This is a genomic window from Azovibrio sp. (assembly GCF_049658005.1).
Lineage (GTDB): Bacteria > Pseudomonadota > Gammaproteobacteria > Burkholderiales > Rhodocyclaceae > Azovibrio.
Genome location: NZ_JBASOH010000119.1, coordinates 23,351 through 46,604, shown reverse-complemented (window position 1 = coordinate 46,604; position 23,254 = coordinate 23,351). Strand labels below are relative to the sequence as shown.

The following is a 23,254-nucleotide window of genomic DNA, read 5'->3' as shown; positions in this document are numbered from 1 at the left end:
TCTATTTAACATCGATGAAGGTCATTAGGTGCGCCTATCAGAATCATCCGGTGCAGGCGCATCACCGGATCAATGAAAATTTACGGATCACGGCTGCCGACGTCCCGATATGCTCGCGCAGCAGTTGGGCGCAGCGGTCGGCATCACGCTCCATGGCGCTCTGGAAGATCACTTCGTGTTCAGCGAGAACGTCCCGGTCCGGCAAGGTATGGACGGAGCTCAGGCGCCGGTAGCGCTCCAGATGAATGTTCAGTACCGCCAGAAATTTGTACGTCCAGTTAGACGAATCAGCAGCGATCAGGGCGCGGTGAAAGTTGCGGTTGGCAATCTCCCACCGGTCAAATTGCCCCTCCGGATCACGCATGACTTGCTCGTCAAGCTCTGTGAGGCTGAGGTAAGCCGCGCGCAGATTGTCTTCCCATCCGCTCCCTCCGTTTTTCACACTTTCACGGACCGCTTCACACTCCAGCGCAATACGGGCACGAGTCAGGTCGCCCAAGTCATCCAATGACATGGGCATTACGAAAAACCCCCGCTGCGCCTTCGTCTGCACTAGCCCATCGGAAACAAGAAGACTCAGCGCCTCACAAACAGTCCCGCCACTCACGTCATAGCGACGCTGGAGATCATCGATCAGCAGCTTCGATCCGGCGGCCAGAACTCCTTGCACGATTTCGGTCCGCAGCTTGTGCAATACCGCCTCGGTCAGGCTGCGCGGCTTCTTGGGTCCGGCTGCTCTGCTGCTTTCGGGGCCATCCAGTTCCAGTGCCAGGCTCATGATTTACCCTTCGGGTGAAAAATTAAACTCGTTTGATTAAAGATAATCGATTTTTTGCGATGCTGCAAGCTGCAGTGCACAAATTCAGCGGGTCATCCAGCCGCCTGTCGGTGTCAATCAAAGCCCAATCATTTCCAGGTGCCAGCGTCCGAATCCATCCGGTTTCCCGGGCTGATTTGACGGATTTTTTCCGCTGTTTGCAGCGGCAAGGCATCGTTGCCGGTTCGAGAATTTCGCAGTGATGGGGATGCGCTCGAGCATTCAGCAAACTCATCATGCCCAAAATGGGTATGCCCGAATCTGCCCCCCTCCGATTTCGCCTCTCGATGCGAAAAAATCAGACCGGTAAAGGGGTTTGCAGTGGGGTTTGCAGTGGGGTTTGCAAGAGGCTCGATGCCGTCTTCAGCGCAGGCGGCGGGCGATGGCGTCATCCAGGCGGGCGAGGCAGCGTTCCACGGCTACCGCCGCCGGAGCGCCCAAGCCGGGCGTCGATTTCGCCGTGGGAAAGGTCCTGAAGCTCGCAATTGGCAGCAAGGCGCGCCATCGGGCCTACCCACGGCAGGCCATGGGCGTGCCTCACTTCGAGGCTCATTCACCGATCACGTCGGCGCCCTTGGGCGGGGTGAATTGGAACAGGCTGAGGGGCAAGGCGGGGTTGCTTTCGGCCTGGTGGAAACGCAAGGTGGTGGTCTGGCCGAAGTTATCGAACATTTCCATGGCTTGCAGTTTTCCGTCCGGGGTGAAACCGAGGCGCACCCGGTCGAAGCTGGCTTCCTGATTTTTGGGCCTGGCTTCGACCCAGTCCAGGCCATCGCTGTTACCGCCTTCGCTGAGGCTGAAGTTCTTCAGGGTGTCGCTGCTGCCGGAGAGGAGCGCGGCAGGAGTGGCGCCCAGGGCCTGGTCCATTTTCTTGACGGTGACCTGTTCGAGTTCCGGGTCGTGAATCCAGACTTTCTTGCCATCTCCCACCATCAGCTGAGGGTAAGGCTGCTCCACTTCCCAGCGAAACTTGCCGGGTTTCAGGAAGGCCAGTTTGCCAGTGGATTGCTGCGGTTTGCGCCCGCTTCTGGAGAGGACGGACTGGGAAAATCCGGCACGGAAGCTCTGGGTATTGTCAAGAAACTGCTTCAGGAAATCCACTGCCCCGGCCTGGGCCAGCAGGGGGCAACAGAGGGCGGCCAGCAGGAACAGGCGACGCTTCATGGTTGAAATCTCATGGGCAAGATGGGGCCCGGTTTGCCAAACCCGGCGCAAAAAAACTGCATTCATTTGTGACCTGGCAGGGGCGGCTCATTCCTCTTCCTTGCGGGCCAGCACCTCGCGCCCGCCCCGCCCATCCATGGCGGATACCAGGCCGGCCTGTTCCATGGATTCGATCAGGCGGGAAGCCCGGTTGTAGCCGATGCGCAGATTGCGCTGCACGAGGGAGATGGAAGCACGGCGGCTTTTCAGAACGATCTCCACGGCCTGATCGTAGAGGGGATCATTCTCGGCATCGCCCCCCTCCTCGCCATGACCGCTGCCTTCATCATCGAGGGAGCCGGAAAGGATGTCTTCGATGTAATCGGGCGTGCCGGTTTCTTTAAGGTATTCCACCACCCGGTGCACTTCATCATCCGTCACAAAGGCGCCGTGTACCCGGGTCGGGTAGCCTGTGCCTGGCGCCAGGTAGAGCATGTCGCCCTGACCCAGCAAGGCCTCGGCGCCCATCTGGTCGAGAATGGTGCGGGAGTCGATCTTGCTGGAGACCTGAAAGGAAATCCGGGTGGGGATGTTGGCCTTGATCAGGCCGGTGATGACATCGACGCTGGGACGCTGGGTCGCCAGGATCAGGTGCAGGCCGGCGGCGCGGGCCTTTTGGGCCAGGCGGGCGATGAGTTCTTCCACCTTCTTGCCGACCACCATCATCAGGTCCGCCAGTTCGTCGATGACCACGACGATATGAGGCAGCACGGTGAGGGGTTCAGGGGCTTCCGGGGTCAGGGAAAGAGGATTGGGAATGTGCTCACCCTTTTTTTCCGCCTCGCGGATCTTGACATTGTAACCGGCCAGGTTGCGCACCCCCATGGCACTCATGAGCTTGTAACGCTTTTCCATTTCGCCCACGCACCAGTTCAGGGCGTTGGCGGCCTGGCGCATGTCGGTGACCACCGGGGCGAGCAGATGGGGAATGCCCTCGTAGATCGACAGTTCCAGCATCTTGGGGTCGATCAGGATGAGGCGCACGGTTTCCGGTTCGGCCTTGTAGAGCAGCGACAGGATCATGGCGTTGACCCCCACGGACTTGCCGGAACCGGTGGTGCCGGCCACCAGCAGGTGGGGCATCCTGGCCAGGTCGGCCACCACGGGCTGGCCGCCGATGTCCTTGCCCAGGGTCACGGTCAGCGGGCTGTTCATGTCATTCCAGGGTTTGCTGGAAATGATCTCGGCCAGTTTCACGGTCTGGCGGCGCGGGTTGGGCAGTTCCAGAGCCATGCAGGACTTGCCCGGCACGGTTTCCACCACCCGCACCGAAATCAGGGCCAGCGCCCGGGCCAGGTCGCGCGCCAGATTGACGATCTGGGCGCCCTTGACCCCGGTTGCCGGCTCGATCTCGTAGCGGGTGACCACCGGCCCGGGCAGGGCTGCCAGCACCTTCACCAGAACGCCGAAGTCGGCCAGCTTGCGTTCGATCAGGCGCGAAGTGAATTCCAGGGTATCGGCGGCCACTGATTCCATGTGCGGCGGCGCCGGGTCGAGCAGATGCAGGGGTGGCAACCGCCCACCGATGGCCTCCTCCGGAAACAGGGTGGCCTGTTTTTCCCGTTCGATGCGTCGCTCTGCCTTGGGCGAGATGACAACTTCCATGGGGGCTGGCGGCTCGATGAAGACCGGCTCCTGGAACTCCACCCGTTTCTTCTCGACCTCCACCACCGCTTCCCGTTGCTGGGCCACTTCCCGGCCGATACGCTTGTCCTGCCACCGTTCGTAAACACCCAACACTCCTTGACAAGCAGATTCCAGCCCAGCCCCCAGGCGCTCGAAGAACCACAGCCAGGACATGCCGGAAAACACGCTCCAGCCCACCGCCATGGCCGCCAGCAGCAACAGGGTGGCGCCGGTATGACCCATGCTGGCCCCAAGCGCGCCTCCCACTTCCACCCCCAGCATGCCGCCCGGTGCCATGGGCAGACGGCCCTGATGAGAATGGAAACGCAAGGATTCCAGGGCGGAGCTGGCAGACAGCAGCAGCAGGAACCCGGCCATGGCGATATAGAGCGGGCGACGATCGGCGCCCTTCTCCTCTCCTAGTCCATTCAGATGCCGATAGCCCCACCAGACGAACATCAGCAACAGGACGATCCACCACCAGGCAGAAAAGCCAAAAAGAAACAACAGCAAATCGGAAATCCAGGCGCCGGCCCGGCCCGCCGGGTTCTGCAACCCCGCAGCGCCGACCGCATGCGACCACCCCGGATCACCCGGGTGGTAACCCCACAGGGAAAGTGCGAGAAACAGGGCCAAGGCACCGATCACCAGCCAGCGCGATTCCTGCAGCAGGACGCCAATTTTTTCAGGCAGGGGACTGGGTTTTTCCAGTCGTCGGGAAGATGCAGCCATGGGGTGATTCCGGAAATTTTGATCTATTCAAACGACTGATCCGTGTGGTCGAACAGATGCTTACGCTTATATTTCATCAGCTTAGATCTGGATTGTAAAGCTTATCATGAAAATCTCCAGCCTATGAAAAAAGCCAATCGCGCAGGATTGGCTTTCAACTCCGGGACTTACCCTTACCTTTACTTGTCCAGATCAAAAGACTTGTGCAGCACGCGCACGGCAAGTTCCAGGTACTTTTCATCGAGCACCACGGAAATCTTGATTTCAGAGGTGGAAATCATCTGGATGTTGATGCCTTCCTCGGCCAGGGCACGGAACATCTGGCTGGCAACCCCGGGATGGGAGCGCATGCCGACACCCACGGCAGATACCTTGCAGATCCTGTTGTCCCCGATGATTTCCCGGGCACCGATGTGTTGGCGCACACTTTCCAGAACAGCTTTGGCCTTCTCGAATTCGGAACGGTTCACGGTAAAGGAAAAATCGGTGGAACCATCATGACCCACGTTCTGAATGATCATGTCCACATCGATATTGGCATCCGCGATGGGGCCCAGCACCTGGTAGGCAACCCCTGGACGATCAGGCACGCCCAGCACCGTCAGCTTGGCCTCATCACGGTTGAAAGCGATGCCGGAGATAATCGGTTGTTCCATTTTTTTGCCTTCCTCAACAGTAATCAGCGTCCCCTCCCCTTCATCCTGGAAGCTGGACAGGACTCGCAATTTGACCTTGTACTTGCCCGCAAACTCAACCGAGCGGATCTGCAGCACCTTCGATCCCAGGCTGGCCATTTCAAGCATTTCCTCGAAGGTGACCGTATCCAGCTTTCTGGCCTCGGGGACAATACGGGGATCGGTGGTGTAGACGCCATCCACATCGGTATAGATCTGGCACTCATCGGCCTTGAGCGCAGCCGCCAGTGCCACACCCGTGGTGTCGGAGCCGCCCCGTCCCAGGGTGGTGATGTTGCCGGCCTCGTCCACGCCCTGGAAACCCGCCACCACCACGACATGACCGGAATCCAGATCGGCACGGATGTCGGCTTCGTCGATGGACAAGATGCGTGCCTTGTTGAAAGCATCGTCGGTCAGGATGCGAACCTGCCCGCCGGTATAGCTCCTGGCTTTCAAACCGGCATCCTTCAAGGCCATGCACAGCAGGCCAATGGCGACCTGCTCACCGGTGGAAATCACCACATCCAGTTCCCGCGGGTCGGGATCGGCCTGAATTTCCCTGGCCAGGGCAATGAGACGATTGGTCTCTCCGCTCATGGCGGAAACCACCACCACCACCTGGTGCCCCTGAGCCTGGAACCGTGCAACCCGCCTGGCAACATTCTTGATGCGCTCGGGGCTTCCCATCGAAGTGCCGCCGTATTTTTGAACAATCAAAGCCATTCCGCTATCCAATCATGACATTCGTGCAGGAAAACCTGGGAATTCTAGCGCATGGTCGAAAACAAGGAAACGTTCTGTTACGTCAAAAAAATTGAACATGCCGCTTGCAATTATGTCCAACGAGTGTATATACTTCGAGCCATATGACTTTAGTTATATATGCAGACAAAGCCAAGATTCATGGCACTTGACCCACGAGAGGAAAAACATGAGCAACATCAAGACCCTGGAAAAGATCGACCCGCGCGAGATTCGTCGCAAGCTGGGCCTCAATCAGCAGCAATTCTGGTCCAGAATCGGCGTCACCCAGAGCGGCGGCTCCCGTTATGAAAGCGGTCGCAACATGCCCAAACCCGTCCGCGAACTGCTGCGTCTGGTCCATGTCGAGCAAATCGACATTCAGCGGATCAAGCGCGAAGACTTTGAAGTGCTGGAATACATGAAAGAACACGAAGCCGAGCTCTTCAAGTCCCTGAAAAAGTCCGCCCGCAGCAAAATGAAAGCAGCCGCCTGACATGGCGGATGATGAACAGGCATCAGGGTGACACCACCACGCTGATGCCTGTTTCTTTTTCGATGCATCTTCCCCAATTCTCCAGCTCCGCTCCGGAAAGCCTGCCCAGCCGACCTGCCTCAGGCTGCTGTGAAGGACGCGCCAAGCCATAGAGATGAACCCCTTTTACCACGTCGGCGACCTGGCTCAGCAATTCCAGATACGCCTGCCGTGCTTCCTTTCCAGGCGCCTGTCCATCCCAGGCAAACCAGCAGCTTTGCACCCAGGTCGGCACCCTTTCGGCACAATCCCGTAAATTGGCCACTACCCGCTCAACGGGGATTCTGCTTTGATTGATGCTCAGCATGCCTTCAGGATCGCCCCGGTCCACCTTGAACCAGACCTCTCCCGCCATGGCAGCCAGGTTCATCAACCCCCGCTTCACTTCGTCCCGGTGCATGAAACTGCCATTGGTGATGAGGCGCACCGGGAGTTTGCCGAGTATCCCGAACGACTCCATCACACGGGCCGACACCTGGAGCACTTCAGGAAATTCACGGGCACTCGTCGGCTCCCCGTCTCCAGAAAAAGCAATGTCGGCAAGACGGCGACAGGCCTCGGGTACATGGCGGGAGAGATAGTCTCCCACCAGAACCTGCTCCAGAAAACCGGCCAATTCACGCTCAAGCAGACCCGGATCCACCGGAGGTGGCCCCCCCTTGCTCAGCCCCTCCACCTGGCAATACACACAAGCCCAGTTGCAAGCCCGGTTTACATTCAGATTGATGCCGATGGAAAGACCGGCGGCCCGGCGGGAAACAACGGGATAGACATACACCAATCCCGCACCATCCCGGCGATGATCCATCACACTCAAGATCTGATTTGTCATGCAGTTCCCTGAATTCATGGGAGGAAGAAGTGGGTGTTATAATTCATCGCTTTTCGACCCCGGACCTTTCGACCCCGGACCTTTCGACCCGGAATGAACATGCTGATCACCCGCCGGCTGGAATTCGACGCAGGACACCGGATTCCAGATCACAAAAGCCAATGCCGCAACCTGCATGGACACCGATACCTTATCGAAATCACCCTCGCAGGTGAAGTCATCGAGACGGCGGGAGATTCCTCCAATGGCATGATCATGGATTTTTCCGACATCAAGTCCATTGCCAAAGCCGAATTGGTCGACCAATGGGATCACGCTTTCCTGGTCTACGCCGGAGACCAATCCGTGGTCGACTTCCTTGCCACCCTGCCTGGCCACAAAACCGTCAAGCTGGACCGGATCCCCACTGCGGAAAACCTGGCGCAGATCGCCTTCGATCGGCTCCGCCCCGCCTACCAGAACTGCTACGGCAAGCAGCTGCGACTCCAGAAAATCCGCCTCTACGAAACCCCCAACTGCTGGGCAGATGTAGAGGCGTGATTTCCGGGCGATGGCAGGCAGCATGATGGAATGACATCCAGGTACAGAGACCCGGATTCCCCCGTACAGCTTATTCGATTCAAGCATATTCATTTAAGTCATCATTCTATATAGGAATACACAGCCCTTGTTACCATGCGTGCAGACAAATTCAGGATCAAGCGCGTCATGGACTGGCTGTACACCCTCTCTGGCTTTACCGTAGGCGTTGTCGTTGGATTGACCGGGGTGGGCGGTGGATCACTGATGACCCCCCTGCTGGTCATCCTGTTCGGGATCAGCCCGGCGACCGCAGTGGGCACCGACCTCCTGTACGCGGCCATCACCAAAGGAGGCGGAACTGTCGTTCATGGCCGCAAAGGTCATGTCGAATGGCGACTCACCGGATTGCTGGCGCTGGGCAGCCTCCCTGCCTCCGCCCTCACCCTCTACGCCCTCTCACGGCTGCCCAGGCGCAGCGAGCAGCTGACCGATGTGATCGCGTTCATTCTCGGGATCGCGCTGCTGCTCACTTCACTGGCACTGTTCTACGGCCGCCGCGTACAGCAATACGCCATCCAACATGAAAACGCGGCCTGGCGCTCCAGGCACCTGGACAAAATCACGGTAATGGTCGGCATCCTGCTGGGCGTCCTGGTCTCCATTTCCTCGGTAGGCGCAGGCGCCCTGGGCGTTGCGGCCCTGTTTTTCCTTTACCCCAAACTGTCCCCGGTCAAAATCGTGGGGTCGGATGTGGCTCACGCGGTTCCCCTGACCCTGACAGCGGGGCTGGGGCACTGGTGGCTGGGCAGTGTCGACTGGAACTTGCTGGGCGCGCTCCTGCTGGGCTCCCTCCCCGGGATTTATATCGGCAGCCATCTGTCCACCCGGATACCCGAACACATCCTGCGGCGCCTCCTCGGCGTAATGCTGGTTTTGATTGGCAGCAAATTGCTGCTCACCTGAGCCACACATCGAAGCTCGGGCTGACAACTTGATCTGTGCCGCCATGGCCGAACAGGCAAAACCAACCCCCGCGCAGCGCTACTGCCGGGGGTTTTCTTATTGTTAAGGTCGGCCGACCGCCTGCCTTACCTGCGGTAGCCAGAACTTCATCGGCCACGGCCAGCATCCGCAGGCGGTGATGGACCTTCCCCAGCAGGGCAGGCTTGGCTGCACCCACCTCCATCCCCCTCCTGCGTAAGCGCTACCGCTGCATCAGCAACACCGCATCAGGAACACGGACTCGGGACTCGATTGAGCAGATCAGCCCTGTGCAAACCGCATCACCCCGCCTTCGCAACTCACCACGATGGTGTCCTTGGGCCCGAACTTGCCTTCGAGGATCTGCTTGGCAAGCGGATTCTCGATGTGCTGCTGGATGGCGCGCTTCAAAGGACGGGCGCCAAAGACGGGATCGAAGCCAGCCTTGGCCAGTTCGTCCAGGGCGCTGTCTTCCACCCGGAGCTGCATTTCGAGTTGCTGCACCCGCTTTTCCAGATAGCCGAGCTGAATCCGGGCGATGTTGCGGATCTGCTTCTCGTCCAGGCTGTGGAACACCACGACCTCGTCGATGCGATTGACGAACTCGGGCCGGAAGTAACTCTTCACCTCGCCCATCACCGCCAGCTTCACCACCTGGTAATCGTCGCCGGCCATCTGCTGGATCATCTGGCTACCGAGGTTGCTGGTCATGACGACCACGGTGTTCTTGAAGTCCACGGTGCGGCCCTGGCCGTCGGTCATGCGGCCGTCGTCGAGCACCTGCAAGAGCACGTTGAACACGTCCGGGTGGGCCTTTTCCACCTCATCGAGCAAGATGACACTATAGGGCTTCCTGCGCACGGCCTCGGTCAGGGTGCCGCCTTCCTCGTAGCCGACATAGCCCGGAGGGGCGCCGATCAGGCGGGCGACGGAGTGTTTCTCCATGAACTCGCTCATGTCGATGCGGATCATGTGTTCCTCGGAATCAAACAGGAACTCGGCCAGGGCCTTGCACAGTTCGGTCTTGCCGACGCCCGTGGGGCCGAGGAACAGGAAGGAGCCATATGGCCGGTTCGGGTCGGAAAGCCCGGCCCGGGAACGGCGGATGGCATCGGACACGAGGCGCACGGCCTCGTCCTGGCCCACCACCCGCTCGTGCAGGCGTTCTTCCATCTTCAGTAATTTATCCCGCTCGCCCTGCATCATCTTGGAGACCGGGATGCCGGTGGCGCGGCTCACCACCTCGGCAATTTCCTCGGCGCCGACCTGGGTGCGCAGGAGCTTGTACTGTCTGGATTCCCCGCCCCCGCTCTTTTCCGCAGCCTTGAGCTGCGCCTCGAGCTGGGGCAGCTTGCCGTACTGCAGTTCGGCGAGCTTGTCGAAGGCGCCCTGGCGTTGCAGCTCGGCCATCTGCAGGCGCACCTTCTCGATTTCTTCCTTGATGTGGGCGGCGCCCTGGACCTGGGCCTTCTCGGCCTTCCAGATTTCTTCGAGGTCCGAGTATTCCTTGGTCAGCTTGGCGATTTCTTCCTCGATCAGGGCCAGGCGCTTCTTCGAGGCCTCGTCCTTTTCCTTCTTCACGGCTTCCCGCTCGATCTTGAGCTGGATGATGCGCCGGTCGAGCTTGTCCATCACCTCGGGCTTGGAATCGATTTCCATCTTGATGCGGGCGGCGGCCTCATCGATCAGGTCGATGGCCTTGTCCGGCAGAAAGCGGTCGGTGATGTAGCGGTGCGAAAGTTCGGCCGCGGCGACGATGGCCGGGTCGGTAATCTCGACGCCATGGTGCAGTTCGTAGCGCTCCTGCAGGCCGCGCAGGATGGCGATGGTGGATTCCACGGAAGGTTCATCGACCAGCACCTTCTGGAAGCGGCGCTCCAGAGCGGCGTCCTTCTCGATGTATTTGCGGTATTCGTCCAGGGTGGTGGCGCCGATGCAGTGCAGCTCGCCCCGGGCCAGCGCGGGTTTGAGCATGTTGCCCGCATCGATGGCACCCTCGGCCTTGCCGGCGCCCACCATGGTGTGGATTTCATCGATGAAGAGGATGATGCGGCCTTCTTCCTGGGCAATCTCCTTCAATACGGCCTTCAAACGCTCCTCGAATTCGCCGCGATACTTGGCGCCGGCGAGCAGGCCGGCCATGTCCAACGTCAGCACCCGCTTGCCTTTCAAGGACTCGGGCACTTCATCATTGACGATGCGCTGGGCCAGGCCTTCGACGATGGCGGTCTTGCCCACCCCGGGTTCACCGATCAACACCGGATTGTTCTTGGTGCGGCGTTGCAGAATCTGGATGGCGCGGCGGATTTCGTCGTCCCGGCCGATCACCGGGTCGAGCTTGCCCTGACGGGCCCGTTCGGTGAGGTCGATGCAGTATTTCTTCAGGGATTCCCGCTGGCCTTCGGCCTCCTGGTTATCCACGGCCTGCCCGCCGCGCACCGCATTCACCGCGGTTTCCAGGGCACGGCGGGAAAGCCCGTGCTGCTTGGCGAGACGGGCGGCATCGCCCTTGTCTTCGGTGAGGGCCAGCAGGAACATTTCCGAGGCAATGAACTGGTCGCCCCGCTTCTGGGCTTCCTTCTCGGTCAGGTTGAGCAGGTTGCCCAGCTCGCGGCCGATGCTGACCTCGCCGCCGTGGCCGGAAACCTGGGGCAGGCGCTTGATGGCGGCTTCCAGGTCCGCCTTGAGACCGGGCACATTGACCCCGGCCCGGGCCAGCAGGGAGGCGCTGCCGCCGTCTTCCTGATTGAGCAGGGCCAGGAGCAGGTGGGTGGGCTCGATGAATTGCTGATCGTTGCGGATGGCCAGGCTTTGAGCGTCGGCCAGGGCCTGCTGGAAGATGGTGGTGAGCTTGTCGAGACGCATGATGGATTCCTTTTTTGGGGGCTTCGGCCTGGAGATGGGGACACTCCCTGACATTTCAAGTTTTCGCTTTGGGCCGCCGGCCGGGAAATCCCCGGCCCCGGCGCCATGCCCGGACTGGCCGCGTCCGGCCGGGTTCATGCAGACGCGGCCGCGCCGAAGTCACGTCCCGAAGCTACGTCCCGAAGCTACGTCCCGAAGTTACGTCCCGAAGTTACGTCCCGAAATTACGTCCCGAAGTGACGTCCAGGTCACGCGGGTAACGCCGAAGTAAAAACCGCGGGGGGTTCTGGCTCAGGCTTTGCGGCTCAGGCTTTGGGTCCCGGATCGGACTCGCCGCTCCAGCGCGCGGCGGCCTTGGCGTCGCCCGCACGGGCGTCCACCCAGCGATGGCCGGCGGGGGTCTCTTCCCGTTTCCAGAACGGCGCCCGGGTTTTCAGGGCGTCCATGATGAATTCGCAGGCGGCAAAGGCTTCGCCTCGGTGGGCGGAGGTGACGGCGACGAGCACGATCGGGTCCGTGGGCCTGAGCGGCCCGACCCGGTGGATCACCAGGGCATCGAACAGCGCCCAGCGCGCCCGGGCTTCGGCGATGATGGCCATGAGCGCCTTTTCGGTCATGCCTGGATAGTGTTCCAGGAACATTCCGGACACCTGGCTACCTGCATTGACCTCGCGCACGAGGCCGATGAAGGCGGCCACGGCCCCGATGCGGGGATCGGCAGCCCGGAGCGCCGCCACTTCGGCAGAAAGGTCGAAATCTTCGAGCTGGACCCGGACCGGCATCGTCTAGCCGCCCGTGACCGGCGGAAAGAAGGCCACTTCGTCGCCATCCAGCACCGGGTCGCTTGCCCGGGCCATTTCCTGATTCACGGCAAAGCGCAGGCTGGGCACTTCGCGCAGGGCTGCGCGCCCCTCGCTGGCGAGCCAGACGATCAACTCTTCGACCGTGCCCAGGCCCTCCGGCAGGTCGAGGATTTCCTCGCGCTTACCGAGGCGTTCCCGCAAGCTGGCGAAATAAAGGATGCGCACACTCATGAGAGCAACTCCGCAAAAGGCAAAAAATCGACCAGATCGCCCGGCTCGATGCAGGCATGGGGCGGCTTGATGGCGAGCCCCTCGCTCCAGACCAGGGAACTCAGTACGCCCGAGCCCTGATTCGGGAAAGCTTCCAGGCGGCCCTCCGCATCCCGGCGAACCCGCAGGAATTCGTGCAGCGGGCTAGCCTCGCTCCAGCGCCAGGCGGCGGGCAGGCGGTAGGCTTGCAAGGGCCGCACGGTCCTGCCCTGCAGGCGCTGGATGAAGGGCCGCACCAGCACCAGGAAGGAGACGAAGGCCGATACCGGATTGCCCGGCAGGCCGATGAACCAGGCCATCCCGCCTGGCCCGGCCGCGGTTTCGGGGCGGCGCAGGCGGCCCAGAGCGAGGGGCTTGCCGGGCTTGATCGCCACCCGCCAGAGGTCGAGGCGACCCTCGGCCTGCACCGCGCGCTTGACATGGTCTTCCTCCCCCACCGAGACGCCGCCGCTGGTGAGGATCAAGTCGTTTTCGGCGGCCGCCTGGCAAAGGGCGGCGCGGGTGGCCTCGAGATCATCGGGGATGCGAAGAGGGGCACGCACTTCGCAGCCCAGGCTTTTGAGCAGGCCGACGAGGGCGAACGGGTTGGCGTCATAGACCCCGCCGGGCGGCAGGGGCTGGCCGGGTTCGACGAGTTCATCGCCGGTCGACAACACCGCCACCTCGAGACGGCGCCGCACCGGCAGTTCGGCCAGGCCCGCCGAGGCGGCAAGGGAAATCTCCTGGGGCCGCAGCAGGGTGCCGGCCGCAAGGATTTCCTCGCCCTCTTGCATGTCCTCGCCACGGCGGCGGATGTTCTCCCCCACCTTCGGGACATGCCGGAGGATCACCCCGTCTGCGCCGGGTTCGCACAGTTCCTGCATCACCACTGCATCGGCGCCCGGCGGCAGCGGGGCGCCGGTAAAGATGCGGGCGGCGCTACCGGGTTGCAGGGCTTGGCCGACACAACCGGCGGGCAGGCGCTGCGTCACCGGCAGGCAAATGCCGGGAGCACTGACGTCGGCGGCCCGGACGGCATAGCCATCCATGGCGGAATTATCGAGGGAGGGCACGGCGACGCGGGAAAACTGCGGCTGGGCGAGCACCCGGCCGGTGGCGGCAAAGAGCGGCTGGGTACAGATTTCCGACACCGGGACGGCCGCCGCAAGCAGGCGCGCCAGGGCTTCTGGATAACTCAACATGGACAAGATTTCTCCCGTGGCAAAAAGGGGATGGCAAGGGGGGAGGTGGCAAGGGCTTGGCGGTGGCAAAGCCAGAACGAGCCATGCGCCGAAAAGACCGACCTGCCGGGCTTGGCAAAACCCGGGGGACGGGCGATGGCGGCCATCATCGAGACTCCGCCCTGCCCTCGGGCACTTCCAGCACGGCCGCAAAACCGCCGCCGGGGGTGCGGAAATTGGTGGTCTGGCCCTGGTAGAGCCGGGCCGCCACCAACTGGACCCGGCCCTGATAGACATAGTTGCGCAGGTCGAGTTTGAGATCGGCAAACTCCTCCCCCACCTGCAGGCGGCGCTCGGAGGGCGGCACCAGGGCCTGGGCGACGTAGTTGCCGGCGAGGATAGCCTCGAACACCCGCTTGGTGAGTTTGTCGCCGCGGTAGGCGGCGCGGCTGCCAAAGCCTGCGGCCGGCTTGAAGAACCACTGCCGCCGGCTTTGCCAGAAGCGCTCGGCGGCCTCTGCCGTCACCGCCAGGGTGCGGGGAATGGCGGCCAGCAGTTGCGCTTGCGTGGACGGCGCCACCCCGGCGGCGGCGAGCCAGTCCGGGTCGGTGAGCAGCACCAGATTGCGCTTGTCGGCATAAAGGGCATGGGCGCGGGGATGGGGCGTGAGCAGGACCGCCCCGGCGAGATAGGCGGCTTTGAGCTGGGCGTGGGTGGCCGCTTCCAGGGCGAAATCGGTAAGGCGGTTATAGACGAGATCCACCGGCCCCCGGGCGTGCATCAGGCGCCGGCCATCCCAGGAGAGTTCGGCCGGGTCGGCAATGCAGGCGTCGATGCCGGCCGCCACGAAGCGCTGGCGGAAAAGTTCGAATTCCGGCGCCAGGTACTGCTGGGCCGGGTCGGTATCGACGATGGCAATGCGCTCCAGGGGCTGGCTGCCTTTGGCCCGCCGCCATTCCTCTCGGAACATGGCGATGAAGGCCTCTTCCGGGTCCGGATGGGGCGGTCGCAGGCCGAGGAGCGCCGTGAGGGGGCCGCAGCATTCCTGCTGGGCCCGGGCCAGATGGGCATTGAGGAGGCCGCCGCCGGCATTGGTGTTGATTTCGATCAGGCGCGGCCCATCCGGGTCGAGGTGAAAGTCATAACCCAGGAACACGCCGGGATGCCCCGGATCGAAGCGGGCGATGGGCGGCGCCCAGGCCAGCACCGCGGCCTGATAGGCCGGCAGGGCGACCACGGTTTCGATGGCGGCGATGAGGTCCGCCATGCGCCGCAGGCAGGCTTCGCCCACGAACACCACGGTATCGGAAAAGAGATGGGGGTGGCTCTGGCGCAGGGCCGGGTAATCGAGCCCGGCGCAGGTTTTGAGGGCCCGTTCCAGGGCGGCGTGGTCGGTGGCCAGGCAAAGGCATTCCCGATTGAGACGGGTCGCGGCCGCGCAGCTATCGTCCGGCAGGGAGGCGATCAGTTCGTGCATGGCGACGGCGAGCGAAAGAAATCGAGCACCACCGCCAGTTCCCGGGTGCGCTTCATGGGCGGCAGGCTGCGCCAGACGCGCTTGCCATAAGGCTTGGTGATGAGGCGCGGGTCGCAGATCATCAACACGCCTCGATCGGCCTCGGTGCGGATCAGCCGCCCGGCCCCCTGCTTGACGTTGATCACGGCCCGGGGCAGCTGGTATTCGACGAAGGCATTGCGCCCGGCCCGGTTCATTTCCTCGATCCGGGCCGAAAGCACCGGGTCGTCGGGCGGGGCAAACGGCAGCTTGTCGATGACCACCAGAGAAAGGGCCTCGCCGCGCACATCCACCCCTTCCCAGAAACTCTGGCTGCCGACCAGAATGCCGTTGCCGGCCGCGCGAAAGCGTTCCAGCAATTCGTTCTTGCCGCTCTCCCCTTGCAAGAACAGGGGCAGCCGCTCCCCGCTTTGCCGGGCATGGTCCTCGACGAATTGCTGCAACAATTCGTGGGTGCGGCGCATGGCTCTAAGGCTGGTGCACAAAAAGAAGGCGCCCCCGCCGCAGGCGGCCAGCACCGGCAGGGCCGCTTCCACCACCGCGTCCGTATAGCCGTAGGAATTGGGTTCGGGCATGGCTTGGGGAACATAGAGGATGGCCTGCCTGCCGTAGTCGAAGGGGCTTTCCCAGAAGCCGGTTTCCGCCTGCCAGAGCCCCAGTTCGGCCTGGTAATGATCAAACCTGCCCTGCACGGCCAGGGTCGCCGAAGTAAAGATCCAGGCGCGGGGGTGGCCGCCCATCTGCTTTTGGAAAATATCGGCGACCGACAAGGGGGTGGCATTCAATTGCAGGGCATGGGTGAAGGCTTCGCCCCAGCGCACCACGCCATCGCCGCCCCCCTCCCCCCAGGCGGTGAAGCGCTGGGCCAGTTCGATCGCCCGCTGCCAGCATTTTTCCAGCCCTTCGGAGCGCTGGGCCTGGGTTTTTAGAATCGCCGCCACGCCCTCCAGGCTCTGCCGCACCTGTTCGAGGGCGGCTTTGAAGCCGGGTTTTTCTTCGAGTTGCTGGGCCGAGAAGCGACCGCTGTCGATGCCTACCGCCAGGCGCAAGTCCTTCGCCGCCTTTTCCAGGCCGGGCAGGCAGTTTTGCAAATCGAGGCAGTCCCGGGCCGAGGCCAGCCCTTCCACCTGAGTATCCCGGACCAGGTCGATGACCTGGGAGGTGGAGACATTGTCGCCAAAGAACAGGGTGGCGACTTCCGGCAACTGGTGCGCCTCGTCGAAAATCACCGTATTACAGGCGGGCAGGAGTTCGGCCATGCTCTCCTCGCGCAGCATCACGTCAGCAAAGAAGAGGTGGTGATTGACCACCACCAGATCCGCCTCCATGGCTTCGCGGCGCGCGGCCATGACGAAGCAGTCCTTGTGGTCCGGGCATTCCTGCCCGAGGCAGTTGTCGCGGGTGGAAGTGACGGCATGCCAGACCGGCGAGCTTTCGGGCACGTCGCCACATTCGCCCTTGTCGCCCGTGCGGGTGATCTTGAAAAAACGCTGGATCTTCGCCAGGTGGCTGACTTCTTCGCGGCTGTGAAAGCGCCCCTCCTCCACCGCCCGGCGCAGGTAATAGTGGCAGACATAGTTGGCCCGCCCCTTCAAAAGCGCCACCTGCACCGGAGCCTTGAGGGCATGGCGCACCAAGGGCAGGTCCTTGTTGAAGAGTTGGTCCTGCAGGGTCTTGGTGCCGGTGGAAATGATCACCTTGCCGCCCGAGGCCAGGGCCGGCACCAGATAGGCAAAGGTCTTGCCGGTGCCGGTGCCGGCTTCGGCGATGAACACCTTTTGTTCCCGGATGGCCGCGGCGATGCGCGCCGCCATCTCCACCTGCTGGCTACGCACATGAAAACCGGGAATGGCGGTGGCCAGAGGGCCTTCGGGAGAAAAAGCAGAAGTCAGGGAATCCACGTCGAACACCTTCAGGAAGTGGGCCGCATGTTAGCAGATCAGACCTGCGGCACAGGAAGACTGAGCGTATTTATCCTGCTTCCGGCAGTTGCACTCAGGTAAAGCCGCGCAACGCTGGAATGGAAGCCCGTTTCAACGGATTTGCAGGCGTCTCCCCGGACACAAACGTCACGCCCATATCATGGGCCTGCGGGGCGATGCCCTGAGCCCTGAGCCCGCATGAGCCAAGCGCAAAGCCAGGCCAGGCTCGTGCCCAATTGGTGGGGAGCGTGACGCCGATGCCTGCCGCCGTGGACAAACGGGTGGCGCGCATCGCCCATATCCGGGCGGCCTTGCGTCATGTCAGCGCAGTTGCGGAGCCGTTGCCCCAGGCCAGGCGCTGGAAGGCGTTCGTGGACGATGGGGTGGCGAAACGATGGGGTGGCGAAACGAAGGGGTGGCGGAAATCACCTGACCGCCCCCGCCCTGGCTCCCGCCAGAGCCGCTCGCATCGACGGGGTAACGGCCGGATTCGGGATGATATGGATATGGATATAGGCAAGCCATCTGAACGGTTTTCCTGCACCTGCTAGACTTTCATTTTTCCCAAACCAGCCTCTCAGAGGAGTGACATGAAACTCGAAACCCTGGCCGTGCATGGCGGCTATTCCCCCGATCCCACGACCAAGGCCGTGGCGGTGCCCATCTACCAGACCACCTCCTATGCCTTCGACAACACCCAGCATGGCGCCGACCTGTTCGACCTGAAGGTACCGGGCAACATCTACACCCGCATCATGAACCCGACCCAGGACGTGCTGGAAAAGCGCGTCGCCGCCATGGAAGGCGGTATCGCCGCCCTGGCGGTGGCCTCGGGCATGGCCGCCATTACCTACGCCATCCAGACCATCGCCGAGGCCGGCGACAACATCGTCACCTCCAGCACCCTGTACGGCGGCACCTACAACCTGTTTGCCCACACCCTGCCCCAGTACGGCATCGAAGTGCGCTTTGCCGACTACCGCGACCCGGAAGCCTTCGAGAAGCTGATCGACGCCAAAACCAAGGCCGTGTTCTGCGAATCGGTCGGCAACCCCTTGGGCAACATCACCGATTTCGAGAAGCTCGCCGAAGTGGCGCACCGTCATGGCGTGCCGGTCATCGTCGACAACACCGTACCCTCGCCCTACCTGTGCCGCCCCTTCGAACACGGCGCCGACATCGTCGTGCATGCCCTGACCAAATACCTGGGCGGCCACGGCAATTCCCTCGGCGGCATCCTCGTCGACAGCGGCAAATTCCCCTGGGCCGAGCATAAGCAAAAGTTCAAGCGCCTGAACGAACCCGATGTCTCCTACCACGGCGTGGTCTATACCGAAGCGCTCGGCCCTGCCGCCTACATCGGCCGCGCCCGGGTCGTGCCGCTGCGCAGCATGGGCGCCGCCATCAGCCCCTTCAACGCCTTCTTGATCCTGCAGGGCATCGAAACCCTGGCACTGCGCATGGAACGCATCTGCGACAACGCCCTCGAGATCGCCCGCTTCCTCGAGAACCACCCCAAGGTGAGCTGGGTAAACTACGCTGGCCTGCCCGAGCACAAGGATCACGCCCTGGTGCAAAAGTACATGGGCGGACGCGCGTCCGGCATCCTCAACTTCGGCGTGAAGGGCACCAACTGCAGCGGCCGCGAAGGCGGCGGCAAGTTCCAGGATGCCTTGAAACTGGTGACCCGGCTGGTCAACATCGGCGATTGCAAGACCCTCGCCTGCCACCCGGCCTCCACCACCCACCGCCAGCTCTCGCCGGAAGAACTGGCCACGGCCGGCGTCTCGGAAGACATGATCCGCCTCTCGGTGGGCATCGAGCACATCGACGACCTGATCGCCGACCTCGACCAGGCCCTCCAGGCAGCCTGAAACCCGCCCCTGCCCAAGGGGTAAAACAAGGGGTAAAAAAAACGCCAGGGATCAGCCGCCCTGGCGTTTTTCCTGCTGCAAAGCCGCTCAGGCTGCCGCCCGGACCGATTTCAGCGCGGCATTGAAGGTGGGGCTCGGGCGCATGACCGCCTTGCACTTTTCCGGATCGGCCTTGTAATAGCCGCCGATATCCACGGGCTTACCCTGCACCGTCTTCATCTCGGCCACGATCTGGGCTTCGTTCTCGGTGAGGGTCTTTGCCAGCTTGGCGAAATGGGCGGCCAGTTCGGCATCTTCCTTTTGGGCCGCCAGTTCCTGGGCCCAGTACATGGCCAGATAGAACTGGGAGCCGCGGTTATCCAGCTCGCCGGTCTTGGGAGAGGGAGACTTGTCGTTATCGAGCAACTTGCCGGTGGCGGCATCGAGGGTCTTGGCCAGCAGCCGGGCGCGCGGATTGTCTACCTTGATGCCGAGGTCCTCCAGGGAGGCCGCCAAGGCCAGATACTCGCCGAGGGAATCCCAGCGCAGGTGGTTTTCCTGGACCAGTTGCTGCACATGCTTGGGGGCAGAACCGCCAGCGCCGGTTTCATACATGCCGCCCCCTGCCATCAAGGGCACGATCGAGAGCATCTTGGCGGAGGTGCCCAGTTCCATGATCGGGAACAGGTCGGTCAAATAGTCGCGCAGGATGTTGCCGGTGACGGAGATGGTGTCGAGGCCGCGGAAGACGCGTTCCAGGGTGTAACGCATGGCGCGCACCTGGGACATGAGGTGGATTTCAAGACCGGTGGTGTCATGCTCGGCCAGATACTTCTCGACCTTCTTGATCAGCTCGTTTTCATGCGGACGATAGGGATCGAGCCAGAACACGGCGGGCATGCCGGAGTTGCGGGCGCGGGTCACGGCCAACTTCACCCAGTCGCGGATCGGCGCATCCTTGACCTGGCACATGCGCCAGATATCGCCCTCTTCCACATTCTGGGTCAGCAGCACTTCCCCGGTGTCGATGTCGACGATGTTGGCGATGCCCGCTTCGGGAATCTCGAAGGTCTTGTCATGGGAACCATATTCCTCGGCCTGCTGGGCCATCAGACCGACGTTGGGCACGGTTCCCATGGTGCGGGGGTCGAAATTGCCGTGCCACTTGCAGAAGTTGATCATCTCCTGATAGATGCGGGCGAAGGTGGATTCAGGCATGACGGCCTTGGCATCGTACTGCTTGCCATCGGCCCCCCACATCTTGCCGCCGGCGCGGATCATGGCCGGCATGGAGGCATCGACGATGATGTCGTTGGGCGAATGGAAGTTGGTGATGCCCTTGGCCGAATCCACCATGGCCAGACGGGGCCGGTGCTCCTGGCAGGCATGCAGGTCGCGGATGATCTCGTCGCGCTTGGATTCGGGCAGGGTCTTGATCTTCTCGTACAGATCCACCATGCCGTTATTCACATTGACGCCCAGTTCGGCAAAAGTCTTGGCGTGCTTCTCGAAGGCATCCTTGTAGTAGATCCTGACGCAGTGGCCAAACACGATGGGATGGGACACCTTCATCATGGTGGCCTTGACGTGCAGGGAAAAGAGGATGCCGGCTTCGCGGCAGTCTTCCAGTTGCCGCTCATAAAAATCGCAGAGCGCCTTCTTGCTCATGAACATGGAGTCGATGATCTCGCCTTCCAGCAGCCGGGTCTCGGGCTTGAGCACGGTGATCCTGCCGCCCCTGGCGATCAGCTCCATGCGCACGCGGCGGGCCTTGTCCAGGGTCATCGACTTTTCCCCGTGGTAGAAGTCACCGCCATTCATGTGGGAAACATGGGTCTGGGACCACTGCTTCCATTCACCCATGGCATGGGGATGGCGGCGGGCGTATTCCTTTACCGCCCGGGGCGCGCGACGGTCCGAATTCCCCTCGCGCAGCACCGGATTCACGGCAGAGCCCAGGCACTTGTCGTAGCGGGCCTTGATGGCCTTTTCCTCGTCACTGGAAGGCGCTTCAGGATAGTCGGGAATGGCGTAGCCCTTCTCCTGCAGTTCCTTGATGCAGGCCTTCAACTGCGCCAGGGAAGCACTGATGTTGGGCAGCTTGATGATGTTGACGTCGGGGTCCAGGGTCATCTTGCCCAGTTCGGACAAGGTATTGGGAACGCGCTGCGCTTCGGTCAGATATTCAGGGAATTCGGCGAGAACACGAGCAGAAACGGAAATGTCCGCCTTCTCGATTTCGATGCCGGCGGGACCCGTGAAGGTCCGGATGATCGGCAAGAACGCACAGGTCGCCAGGAGCGGCGCTTCGTCCGTGAGTGTGTAGATGATCTTGGATTTCCCTGAAGCCATTGACATTCCCTCGGTTTTGATTGACTCGGTTTTGATTGATTGATCCGGGCCAGACCAACTCCAGGTTGCAACTCCGGGTTGCAACTCCGGGTTGCAACTCCGGGTTGCGCTCCCGCTCTGGCAGTGCGCATTCCCTCGCCCTCGGTCTGGCGGCAAGATCGGAAGTATATCCCTACCCGGCGCACCCCAGTCAACGCCGGGCTTCGATGCGGGTATCCAAACCCCGGGAGACCCGCCAGAATCCGGCGCAGGCTGGCGGCGGCCTGCTGCTTGTCCTGGCAGCGGGAAATGCCTTGCTGCACGGCCTCGTCGAGACTCAGGATGCCCACTTGATGCCCACTTTCAGGGCGGGGTTGGCTGGCGTTGAGCGGCGCCGGGAGAATGGCGGGGGTTGGGGCCCCGTCAGCCCTGACGGAAGGTGATGAGCTGGCGCCGCTCCCGCTTGGTGGGCCGCCCCTTGTGATCGGCCAGAGGGGCGGGCGCCACCTTGCGCAATTCGGCCTGGCGCTCCCGCTCCTGCTGGCTTTCCGGGGTTTCCTGATAGAGCAGCCGGGCTTCCGGGGCCGGGCGGCGCTGTTCGCAAAGGCCCTGGACGATCACGGTCCAGAGTTGTTCCCCGGCCCGAATCTGCAGTTCGTCCCCCGGCTTCACTTCCTTGGCAGGTTTGGGCGAGAGGCCGTTGAGCCGCACCTTGCCGCCGACTACTGCTGTGCTGGCCAGACTGCGGGTCTTGAAAAAACGGGCGGCCCAGAGCCATTTGTCGAGACGCATGCGGACTCCGGTCAGCGGGTAACGGCCTTGGCCCGGACGATGAGATCCGCCAGTTCGCGCCTCCGGGCTTGATCGAGCTTGTCGAGGGAACGGCTCCAGCCATAACGGCGGTAATGGCGCTCCACATACTGCCAGCCCAGAGGGCCGTAAGCATCCACCTCGGCGCGAAGCTGCGGCACGCTGTGCAATACGAAGCGGAACTGGGCCCAATCGAGGGATTGCAGCTCCTTTTCCAGGAATTTACTGTCCGTCGCCTTCGCATCGGGCATCGCCAAGTCCTCTTGCTGCGCCATGACCGGGCAAGGCACAACGGCCAGGAAGAAGGCAAGAAAGAGGGCAAAGAAGAGGGCAAAGAAGGGGCAGCCCTGGTTTGAAAAACGGTTTGGCAGCGGCATCGACCCGCCTTTCACAGATTTCCCAGATCCTCGATGGCATCGACCACCATGCCGCTGCCGATGGCGATCAGCAGGATGTCGGCGCCGACCCGGACATAGCGATGCGAGGCGGGCGGACGGCCCAACTGGATGATGAGGGCTTCAGGCAGATCGTAATAGACCACATCCCGGGGCAAGGGGTAGCCTTTACGCCATTTCCTGGCTTGTCCGGGGGGCTGACAGCCGTTGTGCTTCTTGGCCAGGCCCGGTGGGCAATGGCCGGAACGGATTTCATGGTCGAAGTAGTCGCGCACCACGACCCGCTTGTCCGCGTGAAAGTAGGTGCCGGCAGGTGGATGGTCCCGGTCACCATCACGGCCCCGGTCATCACGCCGGTCCTGGGTGGAGTATTCGTGCTGCCCCCCATGTCCCTTGCCCTGCTGCTTCTCCTCGTGTCCCTTGTGGTCTTTTTGATTCTGCCCCCGTTCGCCATGCTGGGCGCCGCCCTGCCCGGCGTGATCCGGCTTGTCGGCCAGTACGGGGGTCGCCATCAAGCCCAGGGCCAGGCCAAGGATTGCCGCCTTGAGGGAGTTGAATTCGTTTTTCTGCATGATGTGCCTCCAGTGAGAAACGCAGCCACGGCTCGTGGTACTGCTTGTGGGGTGCGGGTCGATGAAGTTTATGCCCAGGACGGTGAATCGC

The 23,254-nt window shown here is 62.2% G+C and carries 20 protein-coding genes; 4 read left to right on the top strand and 16 right to left on the bottom strand.

Features of this window, described 5'->3' with window-relative positions; translation table 11 throughout:
* Positions 1–61: 61 nt before the first annotated feature.
* From WBH99_RS11225 to WBH99_RS11205, 5 genes are all read right to left on the bottom strand, one after another.
* Positions 62–778 carry a GntR family transcriptional regulator gene (locus tag WBH99_RS11225; protein ID WP_424220178.1) on the bottom strand — a complete coding sequence of 239 codons (717 nt, stop codon included), beginning with the start codon at positions 776–778 and terminating at the stop codon, positions 62–64.
* 402 nt (positions 779–1,180) lie between these two features.
* Positions 1,181–1,312 carry a hypothetical protein gene (locus WBH99_RS11220; protein WP_424220177.1) on the bottom strand — a complete coding sequence of 44 codons (132 nt, stop codon included), beginning with the start codon at positions 1,310–1,312 and terminating at the stop codon, positions 1,181–1,183.
* Positions 1,313–1,366: 54 nt separating this feature from the next.
* Complete coding sequence (gene lolA / locus WBH99_RS11215) at positions 1,367–1,981, bottom strand: outer membrane lipoprotein chaperone LolA (protein ID WP_424220176.1); 615 nt, start codon at positions 1,979–1,981, stop codon at positions 1,367–1,369.
* A gap of 87 nt (positions 1,982–2,068) precedes the next feature.
* Entirely contained in the window at positions 2,069–4,378 is a 2,310-nt protein-coding gene (locus WBH99_RS11210) for a DNA translocase FtsK (protein WP_424220175.1), read from the bottom strand.
* A gap of 179 nt (positions 4,379–4,557) precedes the next feature.
* Positions 4,558–5,778, bottom strand: a complete 1,221-nt coding sequence (locus WBH99_RS11205; RefSeq protein ID WP_424220174.1) for an aspartate kinase — start codon at positions 5,776–5,778, stop codon at positions 4,558–4,560.
* 208 nt (positions 5,779–5,986) lie between these two features.
* Here WBH99_RS11205 and WBH99_RS11200 point away from each other — a divergent pair, with 208 nt between their 5' ends.
* Entirely contained in the window at positions 5,987–6,292 is a 306-nt protein-coding gene (locus WBH99_RS11200) for a helix-turn-helix domain-containing protein (protein ID WP_424220173.1), read from the top strand.
* Positions 6,293–6,314: 22 nt separating this feature from the next.
* Here WBH99_RS11200 and WBH99_RS11195 read toward each other — a convergent pair whose 3' ends face one another.
* On the bottom strand, positions 6,315–6,947 hold the full coding sequence (locus WBH99_RS11195; protein ID WP_424220172.1) for a radical SAM protein: 633 nt from the start codon (positions 6,945–6,947) through the stop codon (positions 6,315–6,317).
* Between the two features lie 315 nt (positions 6,948–7,262).
* Here WBH99_RS11195 and queD point away from each other — a divergent pair, with 315 nt between their 5' ends.
* Both queD and WBH99_RS11185 read left to right on the top strand, forming a co-directional pair.
* Positions 7,263–7,703: a 6-carboxytetrahydropterin synthase QueD gene (queD, locus tag WBH99_RS11190; protein ID WP_424220171.1), complete on the top strand. Its 441-nt coding sequence runs from the start codon at positions 7,263–7,265 to the stop codon at positions 7,701–7,703.
* Positions 7,704–7,871: 168 nt separating this feature from the next.
* The gene (locus WBH99_RS11185; RefSeq protein WP_424220187.1) at positions 7,872–8,648 is read left to right on the top strand and encodes a sulfite exporter TauE/SafE family protein; all 777 of its coding nucleotides are present in this window, start codon (positions 7,872–7,874) and stop codon (positions 8,646–8,648) included.
* Positions 8,649–8,948: 300 nt separating this feature from the next.
* Here the strand turns inward: WBH99_RS11185 and clpB are convergent, their stop codons facing one another.
* From clpB to WBH99_RS11155, 6 genes are all read right to left on the bottom strand, one after another.
* Positions 8,949–11,531, bottom strand: a complete 2,583-nt coding sequence (gene clpB / locus WBH99_RS11180; RefSeq protein ID WP_424220170.1) for an ATP-dependent chaperone ClpB — start codon at positions 11,529–11,531, stop codon at positions 8,949–8,951.
* 305 nt (positions 11,532–11,836) lie between these two features.
* Positions 11,837–12,313: a molybdopterin synthase catalytic subunit MoaE gene (gene moaE, locus WBH99_RS11175; protein ID WP_424220169.1), complete on the bottom strand. Its 477-nt coding sequence runs from the start codon at positions 12,311–12,313 to the stop codon at positions 11,837–11,839.
* A gap of 3 nt (positions 12,314–12,316) precedes the next feature.
* Positions 12,317–12,565: a molybdopterin converting factor subunit 1 gene (moaD, locus tag WBH99_RS11170; protein WP_424220168.1), complete on the bottom strand. Its 249-nt coding sequence runs from the start codon at positions 12,563–12,565 to the stop codon at positions 12,317–12,319.
* Positions 12,562–13,785 (bottom strand): gephyrin-like molybdotransferase Glp, encoded by a 1,224-nt coding sequence (glp, locus tag WBH99_RS11165; protein WP_424220167.1) that lies wholly within the window; start codon positions 13,783–13,785, stop codon positions 12,562–12,564. The genes moaD and glp overlap by 4 nt, the downstream gene beginning before the upstream one ends.
* Before the next feature lie 145 nt (positions 13,786–13,930).
* Positions 13,931–15,241: a hypothetical protein gene (locus tag WBH99_RS11160; protein WP_424220166.1), complete on the bottom strand. Its 1,311-nt coding sequence runs from the start codon at positions 15,239–15,241 to the stop codon at positions 13,931–13,933.
* Positions 15,229–17,181, bottom strand: a complete 1,953-nt coding sequence (locus WBH99_RS11155; protein WP_424220165.1) for an ATP-dependent DNA helicase — start codon at positions 17,179–17,181, stop codon at positions 15,229–15,231. Before WBH99_RS11155 ends, WBH99_RS11160 begins: the two co-directional genes overlap by 13 nt.
* Before the next feature lie 611 nt (positions 17,182–17,792).
* Between WBH99_RS11155 and WBH99_RS11150 the strand changes: the two genes are divergently transcribed.
* A complete protein-coding gene (locus tag WBH99_RS11150; protein WP_424220164.1) occupies positions 17,793–19,076 on the top strand; it encodes a bifunctional O-acetylhomoserine aminocarboxypropyltransferase/cysteine synthase in 1,284 nt (427 codons plus the stop codon).
* Between the two features lie 87 nt (positions 19,077–19,163).
* Here WBH99_RS11150 and WBH99_RS11145 read toward each other — a convergent pair whose 3' ends face one another.
* The 4 genes from WBH99_RS11145 to WBH99_RS11130 form a co-directional block, all read right to left on the bottom strand.
* Entirely contained in the window at positions 19,164–21,407 is a 2,244-nt protein-coding gene (locus WBH99_RS11145; RefSeq protein WP_424220163.1) for an NADP-dependent isocitrate dehydrogenase, read from the bottom strand.
* Positions 21,408–21,809: 402 nt separating this feature from the next.
* Positions 21,810–22,178: an RNA-binding S4 domain-containing protein gene (locus WBH99_RS11140; protein WP_424220162.1), complete on the bottom strand. Its 369-nt coding sequence runs from the start codon at positions 22,176–22,178 to the stop codon at positions 21,810–21,812.
* An 11-nt stretch (positions 22,179–22,189) separates the two neighbouring features.
* Complete coding sequence (locus WBH99_RS11135) at positions 22,190–22,573, bottom strand: hypothetical protein (protein WP_424220161.1); 384 nt, start codon at positions 22,571–22,573, stop codon at positions 22,190–22,192.
* An 11-nt stretch (positions 22,574–22,584) separates the two neighbouring features.
* A complete protein-coding gene (locus tag WBH99_RS11130) occupies positions 22,585–23,163 on the bottom strand; it encodes an RcnB family protein (protein ID WP_424220160.1) in 579 nt (192 codons plus the stop codon).
* Between the last annotated feature and the right edge of the window lie 91 nt (positions 23,164–23,254).